A 20,614-nucleotide genomic window follows, 5' to 3' on the forward strand; every position below is an offset into this window, starting at 1 on the left:
CGGCGGGGGCCCGCCGCGGGCCCGCGTCCGGTGCCCGGCCGGCGCCGATGACCGAGGGAACGCGGGTCGCGGCGCGGCCCGGCGGCTCCCGGCGCGTCCCGAGGGCGCGCCGGAGGGTCGGTCCGGTGACGGCGGCGGCGGTGGCCTGGCTGGTCGTCGCGGCGCTGCATCGCGCGCTGTCCGGCCGGGTGTGGTGGTGGCAGGTCCCCGAGCTGGTGCCGCCGCTGACGTTCGCGCTCGTCCCGGCCCTGCTGCTGGTGGCCGTCGTGGCGGCGCGCCTGATACGGCGGGCACAGCGGCCACAGCGGGCACGGCGGCCGGTCGCCGCCGTGGCGGCGCTGGCCTCCCTGGCGCTCGGCGCGGGAGTGAGCGGCATCAACCTCGCGTCGTTGTGGCACCGCGCCGTCCCGGCCCCGCCGGGCGCGATCACGGTGTTCTCCTGGAACACCTGGTACTGGGACCAGCGGGCGGACGCCGGGCGGGAGATGCCCCCGCCCACCGGCACGCCGCCCCAGGACGCCGCCGGCTTCTACCGGTACCTGCGCGCCCAGCACGCCGACGTGCTGCTGCTTCAGGAGTACGTCTACTTCGGCCCGGACTCGCGGCCGATCAGGGTCGACGGCCTGGACCGGCTGCGCCGGGAGTTCCCCGGCTACCACGTCGCCGAGGCCGGGGAGCTGGTGACGCTGTCGCGCTTCCCCATCGTCCTCTCGCGCGGCATCGACCTGCGCCCGTGGGCGGACGGCGACCGGGACGCCGTCGTGCCGGCCGGTTCGCACTGGCCCGGCTTCTACACCGTCAAGACCCTGCGCACCGACGTGCGCGCCGGCGGCGAGACAGTCTCATTCTACAACGCCCACATCAACTCGCCCCTCGACCCGTCCTCGCGCGGCCTGGACCCGCGCCGCCTGGACCGGACTCAGCACCGGGCGCGGGTGGCCAACCTCCGCGCGCTCGCGGCCGACATCGGCGCGAACCCGCACCCGGCCTTCCTGGCCGGCGACTTCAACGCCTCGCCGGCGATGGGCATCCTGCGCCTGCTGCCGGACCGGATGACCGACGCCGCCCCGGCCCTCGGGTCCCTCTACCCCGTCACCTGGGACGAGCGGCTGCCCTGGTGGCGCATCGACTGGGCCTTCACCACGCCCGGACTGACCGTCCACGAGTACCGGCTGGTGCGCTCGAACGGGCAGTCCGACCACAGCGGGCAGCGCCTGGTCATCTCGCCGAGCCGGTGACCTGTGCGAACAGCAGCTCGCGGGCCCCGGCCGCGCCGGCCGCCCGCGTCAGCGGGTCGCGGTCGCCGCGCAGGATGGTCAGGTGCAGGGCGCGCAGTTCAGGACCCGGCTCGATGCCGAGCTGCTCGGCCAGGTACCCGCGCAGGCGGGCGTACAGCGCCACCGCCTCCGCGGTGCGGCCGAGAGCGCACAGGCCGCGCATCAGCATGCTGGCGAGCGGCTCGGCGAGCGGATAGCGCGGAACCAGCGGCGTGAGCTCGGTGACCACCATGTCGGGCCGGCCGAGCCGCAGGTGCGCCTGCGCCCAGGTGACCAGGGCTCCGACGAACTGCTGCTCGATGCTGTAGCGCATCCGCGCGGCCCAGTCTCCGGGGACGCCGGTCAGCGGCGAGCCGCGCCACAGCTCCATCGCCTCGGCCAGCAGCGCGGCCCGGGTGAGGTCGTCCCCGGCGCGGGTCTGCGCCTGCTTGGCCAGCCGGCGAAACCGGTAGGCGTCCACCCGGTCGGGGTCGACCTCCAGGACGTAACCGCCGCCGCGGCGCTCGATGCCGATCCCGGTCGCCGTCAGCGCCTGGCGCAGGCGTGCGATGTGGGCGTAGAGAGAGTCCGTCGCCCGGTCCGGCGGAAGATCCCAGACACGCTCGATCAGCGTCCCCAGTGATACGGGGTGATTGGCGTCGACCGCCAGGGCGGCCAGCACCGCACGCCGCTGGGGAGGCCCCAGCGGAACGTGCCGGTCTTCGACGGTCACCTCGACCGGTCCCAGTAATCGGACGTCCATCGCCTTCCTTTCCGTGTCGCTGTCACAACGTGACCAAGGCCGCCAGGGATGGGTGGTGGACGAGCACGAGCGTCACGCCCAAGGTGGCGGCCCACAACATCGAGTTCGCGACCATGACCCGGTCCCGCAGCAGGATGCGGACCGGGTCACCGCCGTCTTGGTCCACGAGCTGGATCTGCAGGTACCGGAACAGGGCGAACAGCGCGAAGGGCGTGGACAGCATCATCGCCGTCTGGCCGTGCTGCGGCCCGAACGGGCCCTCGTCGCGCAGGTACATCAGCCCCGACACCAGTGACAGCACCGAGGCGATCTGCAGCAGCCAGTTGGTCAGCTCCATCGAGTAGCCGCGAAGCGCCGGCCGGTGCACGGCGCCGGTCCGCAGCAGCTCCTGCCGCCGCTTGCCGATCAGCAGCACCAGCGACATGGAGAACACCGTGATCAGCAGCCAGGCCGGCACCCGTCCTCCGGTCACCTCATACCCCTGGACGACGCGCAGGACGAAGCCGGCCGCCACCGTGCCGACGTCGACCAGCGGGATGTGCTTCAGGACGCGGCTGTAGGCGATGTTGAGCACCAGGTACACGTAGAGCGGCCAGTAGGTGCCCGGCGCGCGGGCGACGATGACCCCGAGCAGCGTCAGCAGGACCGCGCAGCACACCGAGGCGGTGCCGACCCCCACGCGACCGGCCGCGATGGGCCGGTGGCGCTTGACGGGGTGGTGGCGGTCGCGGTGGCGGTCGGCGATGTCGTTGCCGATGTAGACGGCGGCGGAGGCGAGGATGAACGCGACCGTGGCCGCGACGATCCCGGCCACCTCGGCCAAGCTGTAGGAGGCGGCGCCGATGAGCGCCACCGGCACCAGCAGGATCGCCTTGGCCGCGTGCGAGGGACGGATCAGGCCGGCGAGATCCGCTATCAGGTGCGTCCGGGCCTCCGCGGTGCGGCCCGGCGCCGGCTCGGGCCGCTGCGGGCTTTCTGGGACGTCTGCCGATTCGACGACGTGCATGTTTACCCCGGTCAGCTCAGAAGAACACTTTCGCCAGTGAGAGTGCGCCCTGCCGCCACGCGTCGCGGCTGGTCCGTCCCGCGCCGCGCGGTGAGCCGGCCGCGCGGTGTTCCCCGCGGTGTTCCCGCCACCATGAGTAGGTGCGGAGGATCGCGTCCCGGTTGGACAGCCGTGGCCGGAAGCCGAGGCGTTCGCGGGCCTTGTCGATGCTGACGTAGGAGTCGGCGAGCAGTTTGCGCGTCAGCCGCCCGTACACCGGGGACAGCCGGCTGCGCTCCAGCAGCCGCAGCCCGGCCAGCGTCGGGCGGGCGGGCAGCGAGACGACGCGTCCGCCGTGCCCGGCCGCGTCGAGCACCGCCTGGAAGTCCTCCCGCAGCGTGCCGAACTCGGCCGCGGCCAGGTTGTAGGTGTCGCCGGCGACGGCGGGGGGCGCGGTCAGGACGCCGGTCACCGCCTCCACCAGGTCCTCCACGGCGAACATCTGGATGCGCTTGTCGCCGCCGATGACCGGGAAGTTGCGTCCCTCCTCCGCCCATTCGAAGAGCATCGCGAACAGGCCCATGCGGCCCGGGCCGAGGAAGGTCTTGGGACGCAGGATCGGCACGCACATCCCGCCGGAGCGGTACTTCTCGGCCAGTTCCTCGGCCTCGCTCTTGGCCCTGGTGTAGGGGTCGACCGGTTCGCGCGGGTGGTCCTCCGGCGTGGGCACCAGCTTGGGCAGCCCGTACACGGCGGTGGAGGAGATGTGGACCAGTCGCTCCACCCCGGCCCGGCGCCCGGCCTCCAGCACGGCGTGGGTGCCGTTGACGATCAGGTCGTGGATCTGCTCGGCCGGGTAGCTCGGCAGCGCGCCCGCGCAGTGCACCACCGCGTCGGCCCCGGCCATCACCTCGGTCATCAGCGGCAGGTCGCGCACGTCCCCGAGCCGGTGCCGGACCCCGGGAAGCGGGTCGGGCAGCGGGCGCACGTCCACCCCGAGCACGTCGTGGCCGTCGAGCACGAGCCGGCGGGCCAGGTTCCCGCCGAGCATCCCGGCGCTGCCGGTGACTACGACCCGGAGGACCATCGCGACCCCACCTTCTCCCGGACGAACCGGCCGAGCAGCCGCGGCAGGCCCTTGGCCAGGGTCTTGTCCAGGCGGTCCAGGAAGTACTCGAGGTCCTCGGGCTCGACGGCGAGGGTCGGCGCGACGACGAGGGGGTTGTCGGCGTTCGGGCTGTAGTAGGAGACGATCCCGTGCTCGCGGTAGAGCTCGGCGATGACCGACAGGGTGATCAGCTTGGTGCGGAACTGCGGGTCGCCGGAGAAGCCCGGCGCGAGCTTGGCGGCCAGGTCGAGCACCTTGGGGCCGCCGGCCAGGAACACCCCCCACAGTGAGCCCACACCGCTGACCCGGCCGACCACGTCGGGGTGGCGCTTGTGGATGTTCTCCAGGCCCGGCCGCAGGATGCGCTCGATCTGCCGCGCCCGCGCGGGGTAGTCGTCCTCGACGACCACGTTGATCGCCTCGAGCGCGGTGACGGTCTCCTCGCCGAACCCGTAGTAGGTCGTGCTGTGCAGGATGACGTCGGAGAGCCGGTCGTAGGCCTTGCGGAAGACCGGCTCGCGGGCGGTGTACCCCGAGATCGACGCCTTGCCGCCGCCGAGCGACTTGGAGTACACCAGGATGTCGGGCAGCAGGTCGGGGTAGCGCATGAAGTAGAACAGGCTGCCCGTCTTGCCCCACCCGGTGTAGACCTCGTCGAAGATCAGCATGATGTCGTTGACGTCGCAGAGCCGGCGCATCTCGTACAGGTCGGCCTCCGACCACGCGCGCATGCTGGAGGCGCTGTACGGCTCGGCCATGATCGCGTAGACGTCGCACTTGCCGTCGGGGGTGCGCGCGGCCTCGATGGCCTGGCGCAGGGCCGCGATGTCGCCATAGGGGTGGACGACGATGCCCGGGAGCCCGGGGAAGCGGAAGGAGTTCTCGGCCGATCCGGTGAGGCTGCCCGCGCCGAGGGTCTTGCCGTGGAAGCTGATGTCGGAGCGCAGGATGGTGTTGCGCCGGCCCTCGTGGTACTTGTACGCCATCTTGACGGCGCCCTCGTTGGCCTCGGCGCCGGAATTGGGGAAATACGAGATGTTCAGATCCCCCGGCAGCAGTTCGGCCACGTTGTGGCTCAGCGCGGCCACGTACGGGGAGAAGAACGCCTTGTGCACCTCCATTCGCCGGCGTTCGGCGAAGCGGCGCCGCGCCTCGAGGATCCGGGGGTGGTTGTGGCCGTGGTTGAGCACTCCGACGCCGCCCGTGACGTCGAGGACCCGGCGGCCGTCGCGCGTCCAGATCCATGCGCCCTCGGCGCGCTCGACGAGTTCACGGCCGAAGCCGAAGGAGGTCATGAGGTTGACCTGACTGCGGCTGACGTACTTTCTGTAGAGGTCCTGGACCTGTTTCACCGAGAAGTCTTCACACTCGTCGATGCCGATCAGCTCAGACACGTCTGCCCTTCCCTTACGTGTTCGCACGAATTCCGCAAGGCGCCGGCCTTCTCCTCGCCGGGCGAGAAGAGAGGAGACATGTCATCGATGGTGTTGAGTGCGGCTATACCTCGCCCCATACGAATCTGTGTAGGTCGGCGGCATGCGGGCGGCCGCGCAGGAGAAAGAATCGCCCGGAAGGGGGCCGACGCGGATTCACCTGTCAGAACTCACGGTGAATGCGGATGATTTCCGGCGTGGCCGGTCAGCGCCCGTTTCAGCCGCTCGCGGTGGCGCAGGGGACCGGCGGCACGGGCGAGGTCCAGACGGCGTGCAGCGCCCGCCGCACGGCCCGCGCCTGGTCCTCCTCGGCCTCCTCTTCCCTGGCCCTTTCGCGGGCGAACAGGCGCAGCAGGTCGTGCATGTGGTAGCGGTCGTGGTCGCAGGCCTCGAGGAGCTGGGCGTCGGCGAGGTGGTCCAGCAGGTCCGCGGCGCGCGCCTCGGAGCGGTCGGCCAGGGCGGCGGCGACCGCGACGCTGATGTCGGAGCCGCCGAGCAGGCTCAGCAGGCGGAACATCCGCGAGCTCTCGGCGGAAAGGCTCCGGTAGCTCATCATGAAGCACGCCCGTACGGCCCGGTCGTCGGACTGGAGCTCCGACAGGCGGTCGTCCTCGACCGCGAGACGGTCGGCCAGGGCGCGCAGCGCGAGGCCCGGCCGGGCGACCAGCCGGGCGGCGGCGATCCTGATCGCCAGCGGCAGCCCGCCGCAGAGCCGGACGATCGCGCGCGCCGCCCGCCGGTCGGCGGCGGCGCGGTCCTCCCCGATCAGGCGGCCGAGCAGGGTGGAGGTCTCGTCCTCTCCCATGACGCCGAGGCGGAAGTGCGCCACGGCGTCCAGGGAGGTGAGCATGCGGCGGGCGGTGATCAGGACGCGGCAGGTGGGGCTGGCCGGCAGCAACGGGCGCACCTGGGCGGCGTCGCGGGCGTTGTCGAGCAGGAGCAGCAGGCGCCTGCCGTCGGTCAGCGAGCGGAACCGGGCGGCCGCCTCGTCGGTGTCGGCGCGCACGGCCGTGTGGTCGCCGAGGGAGCGCAGCAGGCGGGCCAGGACGTCGGCCGGGTCCAGCGGCGCGACGTCGGGCGTCGAGCCGTGCAGGTTCACATACAGCCGCCCGTCGGGGAACCGGTCGGCGACCCCGTGGGCGACGTGCACGGCGAGGGCGGACTTGCCCACCCCGGCGGCCCCGGTGATCGCGGAGATGGCGATCGCGCCCGGCCCCGGGGAGGTCAGCGCCGTCTGCAGGCGGGCGATCTCGGCGGCCCGCCCGGTGAAGGCGGGCGAGTCGATGGGCAGCTCGGCCGGGGCGAAGGACCGGCGGGCGGCGGACGCCCGCGGCGGCGCGAGGGCGGGGTCGTCGGCGAGGATCCGCTGGTGCATGCGCATCAGGTCCGGGCCGGGGTCGATGCCCAGCTCCGCCACGAGCATCCTCCGCGCGCCCTGGTACACCGCGAGCGCGTCGGCCCTTCGCCCTGAGCGGTACAGGGCGAGCATGAGCTGGGCCCGCAGCCGCTCGTTCAGCGGGTCCCTGCGGGTCAGCGCCTCCAGGTCGGCGAGCATCTCGCCGTGCTGGCCCAGCGCCAGCCGGGCCTCCAGCGTGGCCTCCACGACGGTCGCCCTCAGGCGCTCCAGGCGCGCCGCCTCGCCGCGCAGCGGCGCGGGCAGGGGCAGTCCCTCCAGGACGGATTCGGCGCGCCACAGGCCGAGGGCCCGGGTCAGCCGTTCGAGCGCCACGTCGTTGCGTCGTTCCGACAGCGCCTGGTGCCCCTGCGCGGCGAGCCGCTCGAACAGGGTCACGTCGATCTCGCCGGGCGCGACGCGGAGCACGTAGCCGTTGGAGCCGGCCTCGATGCGGGACGGGGTGCCGAGCACCCTGCGCAGCGCGGAGATGTAGGTGTAGAGGTTGGACTCGGCGTTGGCGGGCGCCCGCTCGCCCCACAGCCAGTCGAGCATCCGCTGGCTGGGGATCGCCTTGCCCGCGTTGAGCAGCAGCGCGGCGAGCAGGACCCTCTGTTTGCGCCTTCCCAGTGCGATCGGCTTCCCGTGGGCGGCCCGGACCTCGATCGGCCCGAGGATCTTGAAATCCATGTCATCACCCTGCGGCGCGGTGTTCGCCAGCATGAACCGTACAAATGCTTATATATCTGATTTGACGCGACCCATGATCGACGGGGATGGCGTTCGGACGGTACTCACCGGAAAGCGAGAAGAAGATTACGCGGCCGGCATTCCCGAACGGTTCGGACTTCCACGGAGGCGGCGGGCGGAGGTTCGACATCGGGACCGGGCGAAAACAATAGGAAACAGGCGGGATACCTGGAAGGCCGCCCGCGCCGTCTCGCGTAGTGAAAGTTTCACGGCCGGACGGAAAGGCATGTCCCGGCGTTCCCGCGGCCCGCTCACGCAAAGCCTTCCCTTCCGTCGCGCGGTCGGCCCGGGCCCGTCGGTGGCGGGGTGAACCCTGGCGGAGTGGCGGTCTCGGGCGCATCCACGCAGCAGCCCAACACTAGGTACGCCGCCGGAATTCTCGTACCATGGATTGCGCTTTTCATCATTTGTCACGAAATGACCGGTATCGACGGGACACCGCACTCAGCTGGACCGCCGGAGGATTCGTCATTCCGTACAACCGGACACCGGAAAACCGTATTTCGGCCTATTCCGGTCAGGGTGGCATATGTCATGACTTGACCGGTAACATCCCTTGGGACCCACGTCCCTGATCGACGGAGGGGCCCGCATGGGCGACCTGTTCTGGGTGCTGCGCAACCGGCTCGACGCCAACGCCCGCCGCGCCGTGGAGGTCTACGCTCGCGAGCTGGCCGAGTACCGGATGATGTCGACGGGTTCCCAAGGACGCACCTCCCTGATGGACTTCGCGGTGGTCCTGCGCCGGCGCATGCTCACCCTGGCCGAGGACGACCGGCCCTTCGACGAGGAGGACCTCGCCTACATCGCGGCGGTCGGCAGGGAGCGCGGAGAGCGGGGCGTGTCCCTTGCCTCGCACCGCAGGGTGCTCGTCCTGCACTCCAGCCTGACCCTCGACGAGATCCAGGACGCCGCCGGGCCCAACGACCTGTCGGCCCTGATGCACACCCTGGCATGGCTCGCGCCGCAGGGAGTGATCGCCCAGAACGCCTACACCCGCGGATACATGGAAGGGCAGGAGCACCGCCTGCCACTGGCCACCCGCGTGCAGTTGCTGGCCAAGCTGCTGCTCGCCGACGACCCCGCCGCCCCCGACCTGGCCGGCAACGTCGGCATGGACGTCCCCGAGCGCTATCTGGTGACCGTGGTCCGCGTCGCCGGGCGGCCGTTCGGCTGGGCCGAGCGGGTGCGCGACGACATCATCGAGACCCTGGTCGGCGGCCACCGGGTCCCCATGGCCTGGCCCACGCGGGAGGAGTTCGTGGCGCTGGTGCCGGAGACCGGGGACGGACGGGCGACGGCGGGCGAACGCGCGCTGTCCCTGGCCCGCGAGTTCGCCGCCGCCGTCGGCCGGCCCTGCTCGGCCGGCTCGGCCCCGGGCCGGCCGCACGCGCTGGCCGGAGCGCTGACCATGGCCCGGCAGGTCAGCCAGGTGGCGCCCGTCCACGCCGTCCCGCCCCGCGTCCACGGCATGGCCGATGTGTTCGTCGAGCTCGGCGCCGCGCAGCTTCCCCAGGTGGAGGAGTGGCTGCGGGGGGTGGCGCGGCGGCTGTCCGGCGGTCCCGACCTGCTGGCCACGCTGGAGGTGTACTACCGCTGCGACATGAACCGCCTGCTCGCGGCGACCGCGCTGCACATCCATCCCCGCACGCTGGACTACCGCCTGCAGCGGGTGCGCGAGCTGACCGGCCTGAACCCCGGGTCCACCCGCGGCGTCCGCGTGCTCAACACCGCCGTCGCCCGGGTGCTCTCCGGAGCCTGGCCAGAACTGGATTCCGGGGGCGCCTGACACGCCGTCAGCGCTCTCGAAAGTTTCGACACGACGGAAAGCGGGTCTTGACAGGTAGGGTCCCAAAATTTACATTGACGGCTTGTTCGGAAATGTCGCATACGTTACCGAAACATTTCGGCGAGCCACCTCGACACCTGTGACGAGCGGCATCAGCGCGTGCTGATCCAGGCTCGCCGGGCATCGCAATCGACGACCAATGAGCCGCGGCCACCCCCCGCCGGCGTTCGAGTACGGAGATCAGCGTGGAGCCCAGGACGACATCCCGCCGCACCTTCCTCAGCCTGTCGCTCGGCCTGCCCCTGGGAGCCGCGCTCGCCGCGTGCGGCACCTCCGGGCCGGGCACGAGCGGTGGCGGCAGCGGCGGCAGCGGCAGCGGCGCGAAGGCCACTTACTGGTACCTGTCCACGCAGCCCGCGGAGGGCATCCGCAAGGCGGCCGTGGACCGGTTCAACCAGGCCAACCCCAACGGCCAGATCACCGCCACGCCCTTCCAGAACGACGCCTACAAGACCAAGGTCAAGACGGCGATCGGCGCCGGCCAGGCTCCCACGCTGATCTTCGGCTGGGGCGGCGGCACCCTGCGCAGCTACGCGCAGGCCGGCCAGGTCGACGACCTGACCCCGTGGTTGCAGCAGAACGCCGCCGTCAAGGACCGGTTGTTCGACTCCGCCTTCCCCGCCGCGACGATCGACGGCAAGATCTACGCGCTCCCCATCGAGCGCGTGCAGCCGATCGTGCTGTTCTACAACAAGAAGGTGTTCGAGCAGGTCGGCGCCAAGCCCCCGGAGAGCTGGGGCGACATCATGGACCTGGTGCCCAAGTTCAACGCCAAGGGCATCGCCCCGTTCTCCCTGGCCGGGCAGTCGCGCTGGACCAACATGATGTGGCTGGAGTTCCTGTACGACCGCATCGGCGGTTCGGAGGTCTTCCAGGCCGTGTTCGACGGCGAGAAGGACGCCTGGAACAACCCGGCCTCCCTGGAGGCCCTGGGCAAGGTGCAGGAGCTGGTCAAGGCCGGCGGCTTCATCAAGGGCTTCTCCTCCATCACCGCCGACTCCAACGCCGACCAGGCGCTGCTGTACACCGGCAAGGCCGCGATGATGCTCCACGGAACCTGGTCCTACGGCGTCCAGAAAGACCAGGGCGGCGACTTCGTGCCCAGCGGTGGCCTGGGCTACATGAACTTCCCCCCGATCGACGGCGGCAAGGGCGACATCAGCGACACCGTCGGCAACCCCGCCCAGTACCTGTCCATCTCCTCCAAGGCCACCCCGGAGGAGAAGGAGATCGCCAAGAAGTTCCTCGCCACCGGGCTGTCCACCGACCAGGAGGTCAAGGACTGGATCGACAAGGCGGGGTCGGTGCCGATCGTCAAGGGCACCGACAGCCTGCTGGCCGCGTCCAAGGACGCCGAGTGGCTGAAGTTCCAGTACGACATCGCCAGCAAGGCCAAGGTCTTCGCGCAGTCGTGGGACCAGGCGCTCAGCCCGACGGCGGCCGAGGTGCTGCTGGACAACATCTCCAAGCTCTTCCAGCTCTCCATCTCGCCCCAGCAGTTCGCGACCAACATGAACGCGGTCATCGGCAAGTGAGCACGCTCGCGGCCCCCGCCCCGCGAGGGAACTCCCCTGCCGCCACGCGCGGCGGGGAGCGCTCCCTCGCGTGGCTGGCCCTCCCCGCCCTGCTCGTCTTCATCGCCTTCGCCGTGATCCCGCTGATCGGCGTCGTCGCGCTCAGCTTCACCACCTGGGACCAGGTCGGCGTCATCCAGCCGTCCGGCCTGACGAGCTGGCGCGCCGTCCTGTCCGACCCCGGGCTCCCGCACGCCCTGTGGGTGACCTTCCTGGTGGTGGCCGTCTCCTGGGCCGTCCAGACGCCGATGAGCCTGCTGCTCGGGGTGTTCCTGGCCGGCCGTCAGCGCTACCGCGCGGTACTGTCCGTGCTGTACTTCATCCCGCTCCTGCTCAGCTCGGCGGCCATCGCCGTCGCCTACAAGGCGCTCCTCGACCCGAACTTCGGCCTGGGCGCCGGGCTCGGGATCGAACTGCTCCGCCAGGACTGGCTGGGAGAGGGCCATCTGGCCTTCGCCGTGGTGATCTTCGTGGTGTCGTGGCAGTACATCCCGTTCCACTCGCTGATCTACCAGGGCGGGGTGCGGCAGATCCCGCGGTCGATGTTCGAGGCGGCCGAACTGGACGGCGCCGGGCGCGTCCGCACCTTCTTCAGCATCATCCTGCCGCAGCTGAAGTACACGATCATCACCTCCTCGACGCTCATGGTGGTGGGGTCCCTGACCTTCTTCGACCTGATCTTCGTGCTGACCGCCGGCGGCCCGGGGGACGCGACCCGCGTGCTCGCCCTGGACATGTACAAGCGGGGCTTCCAGGCCAACCTGATGGGCCCGGCCAGCGCGATCGCGGTCATCCTCGTCCTGGTCGGCCTCGCCCTGTCGCTGCTGCTGCGCCGGCTCGGCGGGGGAAACGACGGCACCAGCCAGATGGACGGAGCCTGACATGGGGACGACCGTCATCGAGGCCCCCGAGCGGACGGCCGAGCGCCGTACCCCGGGCCGCGCCGGCACGCCGACCCGCCGCCCCAACTGGCTGGGCGCCGCGGCCGGGTGGGTGTGGCTGGCCATCGTCATCGTGCCGATCTACTGGATCGTCATCACCAGCTTCAAGGCCCAGTCGAGCTACTACGCGGCCAACCCCCTCGCGCCCCCGTTCGAGCCGACGCTGCAGAACTACCGGGACGTCATCGCGGCGGACTTCGTCCAGTACTTCATCAACAGCGTCATCGTCACCGTCGGCGCGATCGTCCCCGCGGTGGTCTTCTCGTTCATGGCCGCCTTCGCCATCGTGCGCAGCGGCGGCGGCCGCTTCCTGACCGGGGTCAGGTGGCTGTTCCTCATGGGCCTGGCCATCCCGCTGCAGGCGGTGATCATCCCGATCTACCTGATCATCATCCGGCTCCACCTGTACGATTCCCTGCTGGCGATGATCCTGCCGTCGATCGCCTTCGCCATCCCGCTGTCGGTGCTGGTGCTGGCGAACTTCATCCGCGACGTGCCGAAGGAACTGTTCGAGTCGATGCGGATGGACGGCGCGAGCACCTGGGTGATCCTCTGGCGCCTGGCCTTCCCGCTCACCCGCCCGGCGGTGGTGACGGTGACCATCTACAACGGGCTGCACACCTGGAACAACTTCCTGCTGCCCCTGATCCTCACCCAGGACCCGACCAAGCGGACACTGCCGCTGGCCCTGTGGACCTTCCAGGGCGACCACGGCGTCAACATCCCGGGCGTCCTGGCCTCCGTCGTCCTGACCACCCTGCCCATCCTCGTCCTGTACATCGTCGGCCGCCGCCAGCTCCTCAGCGGCCTCACCGCCGGCTTCAGCAAGTAGCCACGCGCCACACGGCCGGCCCCGCCCGCGCCCGCGACGAAGCCCTGGCAGCCCGGCTGCCAGGGCTTCGTCCATGCCCGGGGAGCGAGAGCTCGCCGCGATCACCCCGAGGAGGACGCCGGTCGGCCGTCCTTCCAGACGCGCGTCACGAGGGGGACGCCCGGGCGGTAGGAGAGGTGGACGTGCGAGGGGGCGTCCAGCACCACGATGTCGGCGCGGGCGCCCGGGGACAGCCGTCCCACGTCGGTGCGGCGCAGCGCGCGGGCGCCGCCCATGGTCGCCGCCCACACGGCCTCGTCGGGCGTCATGCCCATGTCCCGCACGGCCAGCGCCACACAGAACGGGATGTTGGTGGTGTAGCTCGACCCCGGGTTGCAGTCGGCGGCCAGCGCCACCGTGGCGCCCGCGTCGATCAGGCGGCGCGCGTCGGGGTAGGGCGACCGCGTGGAGAACTCGGCGCCCGGCAGCAGCGTGGCCACCGTGTCGCCACCCGCCAGCGCCTCGACGTCGGCGTCGTCCAGGTGCGTCAGGTGGTCGGCGGAGGCGGCGCCCAGCTCGACCGCGATGCGCACGCCGGGGCCGCGTCCGAGCTGCCCGGCGTGCACGCGCGGCACCAGTCCCCGCTGCTTGCCGGCGGTCAGGATCGCCCGGGTCTGGTCGCCGTCGAACGCCCCCCGCTCGCAGAACACGTCGATCCACCGTGCGTGCGGGGCGCACGCGTCGAGCATCTCCCCCGCGACCAGCGCGGCGTAGGCGTCGGGGTCGCCCGCGTACTCGGGCGGCACGACGTGGGCGCCCAGATAGGTCACCTCGTCGGTGTGCTCGGCGGCCAGGCGCAGACCGCGCGCCTCGTCCGCCACGGTGAGGCCGTACCCGGACTTGCACTCGATCGTGGTCGTCCCCGACCGCAGCGCCTCGGCGACCAGGCGGCGCACGTTGGCGCGCAGCGCGTCGTCGCTCGCCTGGCGGGTGGCCGCGACCGTGGTGCGGATGCCGCCGGCGGTGTAGGGACGGCCGGACATCCTCGCCTCGAACTCGGCGGTGCGGTCCCCGGCGAACACCAGGTGGGCGTGGCTGTCCACGAACCCGGGGATGACCGCCCGGCCGCCCGCGTCGTACCGCTCGCCCCCCGCGCCCTCGGGGATGCGCGTCCGCGGACCGGCCCACGCCACCCGCCCGTCCTGGACGACGATCGCCGCGTCCTCCACCACGCCCAGCGACCCATGCCCCAGCTCCGGGTCATTGGTCACCAGCGACCCGATGCCGTCGACCACAAGACCGCTCATCCCCGCCCCCGCCTCCGCCCCGCGGCCCGGTCCCGCCGCCCCCGAAGACGGTACCGGTGGCTCACGGGTCCCGCCGACTCGGCGCCGCCCGCGGCGGGGTGCCTCACCGGCCGGCGGCGACCAGGTCGAGGACGATCTGCGTGCCTCGCCCTGTCTCGTATCGGATCATGTCCCTGGACAGGAAGAGGGCGGGAGGCGGCTTCTCTCCGCTCAACGGGGGGGTGGGGTACAGCAGGCCGGTACGTCCCGTGGCGATGTCGTGCACGGTGCTCGCATGCCGCCCGGCGCGATCCTGCTGGGCGAGCATGACGAAACGGCCCGAGTACAGGTTTCCGCGGGCGCTGCCCGGCAGCTTGCGCAGACCGGTTCCGTCGCGTCGCCATGCCTCGGTACGGGTGTAGCACCAGCTCGCCCCGCACCCTTCCCACGTTGATCGGCCGGGAGGAGGGGTCACGTCGCTCAGCGCACCGGTGAGGACGTTCTTCAGGTGCTCCATGGGGCGAGGGAGGGGGTGGTCGGCCGCCACCACGCGAGGCCATCCGGCCCACGGCCATTCGACCAGGTGGAAGCCTCTCGTGCCGCTGACCAGGGCGGCCTTCCCGCCCTTCAGCGGGGCCCGGTAGACACCGCCGTCGTACGGCGACCACACCGCCATGCCGTCCGCGATGGCGAGGTCGATGCCGTAGTAGGAGTCGTCGCTGGTCATCAGGGCCGTTACCGAGACGATCCGGCGCGGGACGCCGCCGGTGACCGGCACCGCCCAGATCTCGGTCCTGCGACCGGCCAGCGCCGACCAGGCCAGATACCCGTCACCGTGGACCAGAGGGGCCTTCATGACGTCGCGGTCCCTGAGCGGCGCCACGCGGGTGAAGGTACGCCGGTCCAGGTCGTACGACCAGATCCCGTCGAGCCGCTTCTGAGCGAACGCCCGGCCCGCGACGACCCGGTCGCTGACGAACACGTCCGGTATGAACGTCCTGCCGCCCGGGCCCTTGACGGGGATCTCGTGCACCGCGCGAGGCCAGACCTTCTCCATCGGCGGCGCGACGGAGCCGGTGGACGGCGTGGGTTTGGCCGCCGGGGCGGGCGGTGCGACCGTACGCGTCCCCACGACGGTGCCCACCACCACGGCCACGATGGCGGCCGCCACCGCCACCGGCGCCCACCACAGGCGCGCTCGCGCGCGCGACGCGGGCAGAGGGCGGGGCCACCCGTCGTCCCGCACGGTCTCGGCCTCGGCGGCCAGAGCGTCTCTGAGCCGGTCCTCGATGCTGCTCACGCCTTGCCTCCCAGTTCACGCTCAAGCCGGTCCAGGCCCCGTGAGACGTTGGACCGCACGGTGCTCTCCCTGACGCGCGTCGCCCGGGCGATGTCGGCGTCGGACAGATCGAGGTAGTAGCGCAGGATGAGGACCTCGCGCTGCCGCCTGGGCAGCCGGTCCAGGGCGGCCAGCATCTCCTGCCGCGACTCGCCCAGCAGCGCGGCCGTCTCCGCAGAATCCACCGGCTCGTCCGCCGTCCGCCCCAGCGCCGCCCTGGCCGCCACCCCGCGCCTGCGCAGGACCGAGCGGGAGGCGTTCAGCACGCAGACGCGGACGTACGCCAAGGTCAGGGCCCGCGGCCCCTTGGCGTGCAGCCGGGAGAACACGTCCTGCACGATGTCCTCGGCGCTCTCCAGGTCGCCGACGAGCAGCATGGCCAGGCGCACCAGGGCGAGCCGGTGCTCGCCGTACATGCCGGCCAGCACGGTGCCTGCCAGTACGGTGCCGGCCGGTGCCGGCGCGCGGGCGACCGTCTCGTTGTTCATGTCCTAGGAACGCCCGCCCGTCCCGATCCGCTGCACCGCCGCGCGGCGCGGCCGGTGGCCGGCCCGGCGCCGGAGGTGACGGCGTCGGCGGGCCGGGCACGGCCGCGAGGTCACCTGAGCGGGGTCAGCTGAGCGAGGTCATCTGAGCGGGTCATCGCAGCGGGGCGATGGCCGCGGACAGGGCGGCCGGGACGTCGCCGGCCGCGAGGTGGCGGCCGCCGGCGACGATGCGACGGCCGGCGACGACGACGTCGCGGACGTCGGCGGAGGTCGCGGCGAACACGACCGTCTCGACCAGGCCGTCCGGCGACCAGCCGGCCGTCCGCACGGTGTCCAGGGCGATCGTGACCAGGTCGGCCGGGGCTCCCGGCTCGATGCGGCCGACCTGCGGCCAGCCGAGCGAGGCGTGCCCACCTCGGGTGGCGGCGTCCAGCAGGTCGGCGGCGCGCCAGTGGCCCCGGCGCCGGGTGGCCAGGCGCTCGTCCAGTTCGACGCCGCGCGCCTCCTCCAGCAGGTCCACCACCGCGTTGCTGTCGCTGCCCAGCGAGAGCGGCGCCCCGGCTTCCGCCAGGGCGCGGGCCGGGCCGATGCCGTCGGCCAGGTCGCGTTCGGTGGTCGGGCACATGCACACCCCTGTGCCGGACGCTCCGAGCCGTTCGACGTCGGCGGTGGTCAGGTGGGTGGCGTGCACCGCCGTGGACAGCGGGCCGAGGGCGCCGTTCTCGTCGAGCAGTTCCGCCGGGGTGCGGCCATAGGCCGACATGCACGCCTCGTTCTCGGCGACCTGCTCCGACAGGTGGAAGTGCAGCGGCGCGCCCCGCTCGCGCGCCCAGGCCGCCACGACCCGAATCTCCTCGGGCGGCACGGCCCGCACCGAGTGGACGGCGGCGCCGATGCGAACGTGCGGCCCGGACGGAAGGGACGAGACGCGCCGCGCCCAGGCGGCGGCGTCGCCGTCGTCGAAGCGAAGCTGCGGCCCTTCGAGCGGCATCCCGAAGCCGCCGCGCAGGTAGCAGGCGTCCAGCAGCGTGATCCGGATACCCGCGTCGGCGGCCGCGGCGATCAGCGCCTCGCCCATCGCGTTGGGCGAGGCGTAGGGCCGTCCCCCGGTGTCGTGGTGGACGTAGTGGAACTCGCCGACACAGGTGACCCCGGCCAGTGCCATCTCGGCGTAGACGGCCCTGGCCAGGGCGTGGTAGCCGTCGGGGGTGAGACGGGCGGCGGCCCGGTACATCTGCTCGCGCCAGGTCCAGAACGTGCCGCGCTCGCGCTGGGTGTGCCCGCGCAGCGCCCGGTGGAAGGCGTGCGAGTGGGCGTTGGCCAGGCCGGGGACGGTGACGCCGCGCAGGTGCTCGGCGCCGGGCGGCGGCCCGTCCTGTCCGGGCAGTACGCGCGTGACGCGCTCCCCCTGGACCTCGATGACCACGCCGGCGACCGTGGCGTCCCCGCCGAGCCAGGCGTGGTCGGCGTAGAAGACGCTCATCGGCCGCCCTCCCGGGCCGCGGGGAGGGACGCTCACCGGCATGCCAGGTCCGCGAGGGCGGTGGCCAGGGCGCGGACGCCGGCCAGGCAGTCGTCGGTGGTGGCGTGCTCGGCGGGGCTGTGGCTGACGCCGGTCGGATTGCGGACGAACAGCATCGCGGCGGGCACCAGAGCCGACAGGATGCCCGCGTCGTGGCCCGCCCCCGTGGGCAGGGCGGGGACGCCGCCGAGGGCGGCCGACAGCCGATCGCGCAGCCCGCCGGGGAACTCCACGACCGGGGTCCAGGACTCCTGCGCCACCTCCACCCGCACGCCGTGCACGGCGGCGGCGTCCCGCGCCGCCCCGGTCACCTCCTCGACCAGCTTGCGGACGGTCCCGGCCTCCGGGGCGCGGGCGTCGAGCCAGGCGTCGACCCGGGAGGCGATCGCGTTGGTGCCGTTGGGATCGACCCTGACCTTGCCGAACGTCGCCAGGGCGCCCAGCCGCCCCGCCGCCTCCCGCGCGGCCAGGACGGTCGAGGCGAACGGCGGCACGGGGTCGTGCCGGTCGGCCAGCCGGGTCGTCCCCGCGTGGTCCGCCCGGCCGTGGAAGGTGCAGCGCCACCGTCCGTGCGGCCAGATCGCGGCGGCCACGCCGATCGGGGCGTCGAGGTCGACCAGGCCGCGTCCCTGCTCGATGTGCAGTTCCACGAAGGCGCCGATGCGGCCGAGGGCCTGCTCGTCGCGGCCGATCGCGCCGGGGTCGGCTCCGGCGGCCCGCATGGCCTCGGCGAGCGTCACCCCGTCGGCGTCGCGCAGGGCGCGCGCGTCGCCGGGGTCGAGGATGCCGGTCATCAGGCGGCTGCCGACGCACGCCACGCCGAAGCGGGCGCCCTCCTCGTCGGCGAAGTCGACCACGGCCACGGGGCGCTCCGGAGCGACGCCCCGCTCGCGCAGCAGGTCCACGGCGAGGAAGGCCGACACCACGCCGAGCGGCCCGTCGAAGGCCCCGCCGCCGGGGACGCTGTCCAGGTGGCTGCCGGTGACCACCGCCCCCGGGCCGGGGGTGCCCCACCAGGCCCACTCGTTGCCGTTGCGGTCGCGTTCCCAGGTCATGTCCCTGGCCTCGGCCTGCGCGCGGAACCAGTCGCGCAGCGCGAGGTCCACCGGCGTCCAGGCGAACCGCCGGTAGCCGCGTTCCCCTTCGTCTCCGATGGCGGCCAGGTCGCCCCACATCCGCTCGAAGCCAGGGCGGAGCCCGGCGGCGCCGGGTGCGGTCACCGGGACTCCCCGGACGCCATGGGGACGGCGACACCGCGCTCCGCCGCGACCTCGGCGGCGCGGTCGTATCCGGCGTCCACGTGGCGGATGACGCCCATGCCGGGGTCGTTGGTGAGGACCCGCTCCAGCTTCTGGGCGGCGAGGGGGGTGCCGTCGGCGACGGCGACCTGCCCGGCGTGGATGGAGCGGCCGATGCCGACGCCGCCCCCGTGGTGGATGGACACCCAGGACGCGCCGGAGGCGACGTTGACCATGGCGTTGAGCAGCGGCCAGTCGGCGATCGCGTCGGAGCCGTCGAGCATGCCCTCGGTCTCCCGGTACGGCGAGGCGACCGACCCGGCGTCCAGGTGGTCGCGGCCGATGACGACGGGGGCCCGCAGCTCGCCGGAGGCGACCATCTCGTTGAACCGCAGGCCCGCCTTGTCGCGCTCGCCGTAGCCGAGCCAGCAGATGCGGGCCGGCAGCCCCTGGAAGGCGACCCGCTCACCGGCCAGCTTGATCCAGCGGGCCAGCGACTCGTTCTCCGGGAACAGCTCCAGGATCGCCCGGTCGGTGGCCGCGATGTCGCGCGCGTCGCCCGACAGCGCCGCCCAGCGGAACGGGCCCTTGCCCTCGCAGAACAGCGGCCGGATGTAGGCGGGCACGAAGCCGGGGAAGTCGAACGCGCGGGTGTACCCGGCCAGCTTGGCCTCGCCGCGGATGGAGTTGCCGTAGTCGAACACCTCCGCGCCGCTGTCCATGAACCCGACCATGGCCTCGACGTGCCTGGCCATCGACTCGCGGGCGCGCAGGGTGAAGGCGGCCGGGTCCTTGGCCGCCTGCTCGCGCATGTCCTCGAACGCCACGCCGACCGGCAGGTAGGCCAGCGGGTCGTGCGCGGAGGTCTGGTCGGTCACGATGTCGATCGGGGCGCCCATGGCGAGCATCTCGGGCAGCACCTCGGCGGCGTTGCCGAGCAGGCCGATGGACAGCGGACGGCGGGCGTCGCGGGCCTCGGTGGCCAGGCGCACCGCCTCCGCCAGGTCGCCGGCCTGGACGTCGAGGTAGCGGTGCTCGATGCGCCGGGCGATGCGCGAGGGGTCGCAGTCGACGCAGATGGCGACGCCGTCGTTCATCGTGACCGCCAGCGGCTGGGCGCCGCCCATCCCGCCGAGCCCGGCGGTGAGCGTCACCGTCCCGGCGAGGGTGCCGCCGAACCGCTTGGCGGCCACGGCGGCGAAGGTCTCGTAGGTGCCCTGCAGGATGCCCTGCGTGCCGATGTAGATCCACGACCCGGCCGTCATCTGGCCGTACATGGTCAGGCCGAGCGCCTCCAGCCGGCGGAACTCCTCCCAGGTCGCCCAGTCGCCGACGAGGTTGGAGTTGGCCAGCAGCACGCGGGGCGCCCATTCGTGGGTGCGCATGACGCCGACCGGACGGCCCGACTGGACCAGCAGCGTCTCGTCCTGCTTGAGGCCCTGGAGGGTGCGCGCGATGGCGTCGAAGGACCGCCAGTCGCGGGCCGCCTTGCCGGTGCCGCCGTACACGACCAGTTCGTCGGGGTGCTCGGCGACCTCGGGGTCCAGGTTGTTGTGCAGCATCCGGTACGCGGCCTCCTGCTGCCATCCCTGGCAGGACAGCTCGGTGCCACGTGGAGAGCGGATCACCCGCCTCGCCTGCTCGCTCATCGCCGCTCATCTCCTCGCTGGATCGTCATCCGTGATGTTCCCTGGCGGTCCTGGTCGTGCTGGTCGTGCTCGTCATCCCTGTGTGACCTCGCGGCCGTCCCTGGCCCTTCCGGGGGGCCGTGCCGCCGGGTCCGCGGTCTCGTCTGCGCAGGTCCGGTGGTCGCGGCAGCCGGGCCGATCCCCGTGTCCTCGCCGGTCACGCCGCCCGGGCCGTCCCTGCGGCGCGCGG

General features: G+C 72.5%; 16 protein-coding genes. 5 read left to right on the forward strand and 11 right to left on the reverse strand.

What is annotated here, in order from left to right; genetic code table 11:
* Nucleotides 1-125 precede the first annotated feature (125 nt).
* Nucleotides 126-1,238, forward strand: a complete 1,113-nt coding sequence (locus ACWEN6_RS17370) for an endonuclease/exonuclease/phosphatase family protein (RefSeq protein ID WP_452571092.1) — start codon at nucleotides 126-128, stop codon at nucleotides 1,236-1,238.
* On the opposite strand, the gene ACWEN6_RS17375 is transcribed toward ACWEN6_RS17370, so the two are convergent.
* The 5 genes from ACWEN6_RS17375 to ACWEN6_RS17395 form a co-directional block, all read right to left on the reverse strand.
* Entirely contained in the window at nucleotides 1,219-2,019 is an 801-nt protein-coding gene (locus ACWEN6_RS17375) for an AfsR/SARP family transcriptional regulator (RefSeq protein WP_452571093.1), read from the reverse strand. The two genes, ACWEN6_RS17370 and ACWEN6_RS17375, sit on opposite strands and share 20 nt — an antisense overlap.
* 22 nt (nucleotides 2,020-2,041) lie before the next feature.
* Nucleotides 2,042-3,025 (reverse strand): UbiA prenyltransferase family protein, encoded by a 984-nt coding sequence (locus ACWEN6_RS17380; protein WP_452571094.1) that lies wholly within the window; start codon nucleotides 3,023-3,025, stop codon nucleotides 2,042-2,044.
* A 16-nt stretch (nucleotides 3,026-3,041) separates the two neighbouring features.
* A complete protein-coding gene (locus ACWEN6_RS17385) occupies nucleotides 3,042-4,091 on the reverse strand; it encodes an NAD-dependent epimerase/dehydratase family protein (protein WP_452571095.1) in 1,050 nt (349 codons plus the stop codon).
* The gene (locus tag ACWEN6_RS17390; RefSeq protein WP_452571096.1) at nucleotides 4,073-5,506 is read right to left on the reverse strand and encodes an aspartate aminotransferase family protein; all 1,434 of its coding nucleotides are present in this window, start codon (nucleotides 5,504-5,506) and stop codon (nucleotides 4,073-4,075) included. Before ACWEN6_RS17390 ends, ACWEN6_RS17385 begins: the two co-directional genes overlap by 19 nt.
* 256 nt (nucleotides 5,507-5,762) lie before the next feature.
* Nucleotides 5,763-7,628 (reverse strand): BTAD domain-containing putative transcriptional regulator, encoded by a 1,866-nt coding sequence (locus tag ACWEN6_RS17395; protein WP_452571097.1) that lies wholly within the window; start codon nucleotides 7,626-7,628, stop codon nucleotides 5,763-5,765.
* 652 nt (nucleotides 7,629-8,280) lie between these two features.
* Between ACWEN6_RS17395 and ACWEN6_RS17400 the strand changes: the two genes are divergently transcribed.
* The 4 genes from ACWEN6_RS17400 (at nucleotide 8,281) to ACWEN6_RS17415 (ending at nucleotide 12,884) form a co-directional block, all read left to right on the forward strand.
* Nucleotides 8,281-9,477, forward strand: a complete 1,197-nt coding sequence (locus ACWEN6_RS17400; protein ID WP_452571098.1) for a PucR family transcriptional regulator — start codon at nucleotides 8,281-8,283, stop codon at nucleotides 9,475-9,477.
* 245 nt (nucleotides 9,478-9,722) lie between these two features.
* Nucleotides 9,723-11,072: an extracellular solute-binding protein gene (locus tag ACWEN6_RS17405; RefSeq protein WP_452571099.1), complete on the forward strand. Its 1,350-nt coding sequence runs from the start codon at nucleotides 9,723-9,725 to the stop codon at nucleotides 11,070-11,072.
* Nucleotides 11,069-11,992 (forward strand): carbohydrate ABC transporter permease, encoded by a 924-nt coding sequence (locus ACWEN6_RS17410; protein ID WP_452571100.1) that lies wholly within the window; start codon nucleotides 11,069-11,071, stop codon nucleotides 11,990-11,992. Before ACWEN6_RS17405 ends, ACWEN6_RS17410 begins: the two co-directional genes overlap by 4 nt.
* Nucleotide 11,993: 1 nt before the next feature.
* A complete protein-coding gene (locus ACWEN6_RS17415) occupies nucleotides 11,994-12,884 on the forward strand; it encodes a carbohydrate ABC transporter permease (protein WP_452571101.1) in 891 nt (296 codons plus the stop codon).
* Between the two features lie 101 nt (nucleotides 12,885-12,985).
* Here the strand turns inward: ACWEN6_RS17415 and hutI are convergent, their stop codons facing one another.
* From hutI to hutU, 6 genes are all read right to left on the reverse strand, one after another.
* Nucleotides 12,986-14,170, reverse strand: a complete 1,185-nt coding sequence (hutI, locus tag ACWEN6_RS17420) for an imidazolonepropionase (RefSeq protein WP_452571102.1) — start codon at nucleotides 14,168-14,170, stop codon at nucleotides 12,986-12,988.
* 103 nt (nucleotides 14,171-14,273) lie between these two features.
* Nucleotides 14,274-15,449: a hypothetical protein gene (locus ACWEN6_RS17425; RefSeq protein WP_452571103.1), complete on the reverse strand. Its 1,176-nt coding sequence runs from the start codon at nucleotides 15,447-15,449 to the stop codon at nucleotides 14,274-14,276.
* On the reverse strand, nucleotides 15,446-15,976 hold the full coding sequence (locus tag ACWEN6_RS17430; protein WP_452571104.1) for an RNA polymerase sigma factor: 531 nt from the start codon (nucleotides 15,974-15,976) through the stop codon (nucleotides 15,446-15,448). The genes ACWEN6_RS17425 and ACWEN6_RS17430 overlap by 4 nt, the downstream gene beginning before the upstream one ends.
* A 151-nt stretch (nucleotides 15,977-16,127) precedes the next feature.
* The gene (locus ACWEN6_RS17435) at nucleotides 16,128-17,459 is read right to left on the reverse strand and encodes a formimidoylglutamate deiminase (protein WP_452571105.1); all 1,332 of its coding nucleotides are present in this window, start codon (nucleotides 17,457-17,459) and stop codon (nucleotides 16,128-16,130) included.
* Between the two features lie 32 nt (nucleotides 17,460-17,491).
* A complete protein-coding gene (locus ACWEN6_RS17440) occupies nucleotides 17,492-18,673 on the reverse strand; it encodes an allantoate amidohydrolase (protein WP_452571220.1) in 1,182 nt (393 codons plus the stop codon).
* Between the two features lie 41 nt (nucleotides 18,674-18,714).
* Nucleotides 18,715-20,385 (reverse strand): urocanate hydratase, encoded by a 1,671-nt coding sequence (gene hutU / locus ACWEN6_RS17445; RefSeq protein ID WP_452571106.1) that lies wholly within the window; start codon nucleotides 20,383-20,385, stop codon nucleotides 18,715-18,717.
* Nucleotides 20,386-20,614: the final 229 nt, after the last annotated feature.

Source organism: Sphaerisporangium sp. NPDC004334, assembly GCF_053602655.1.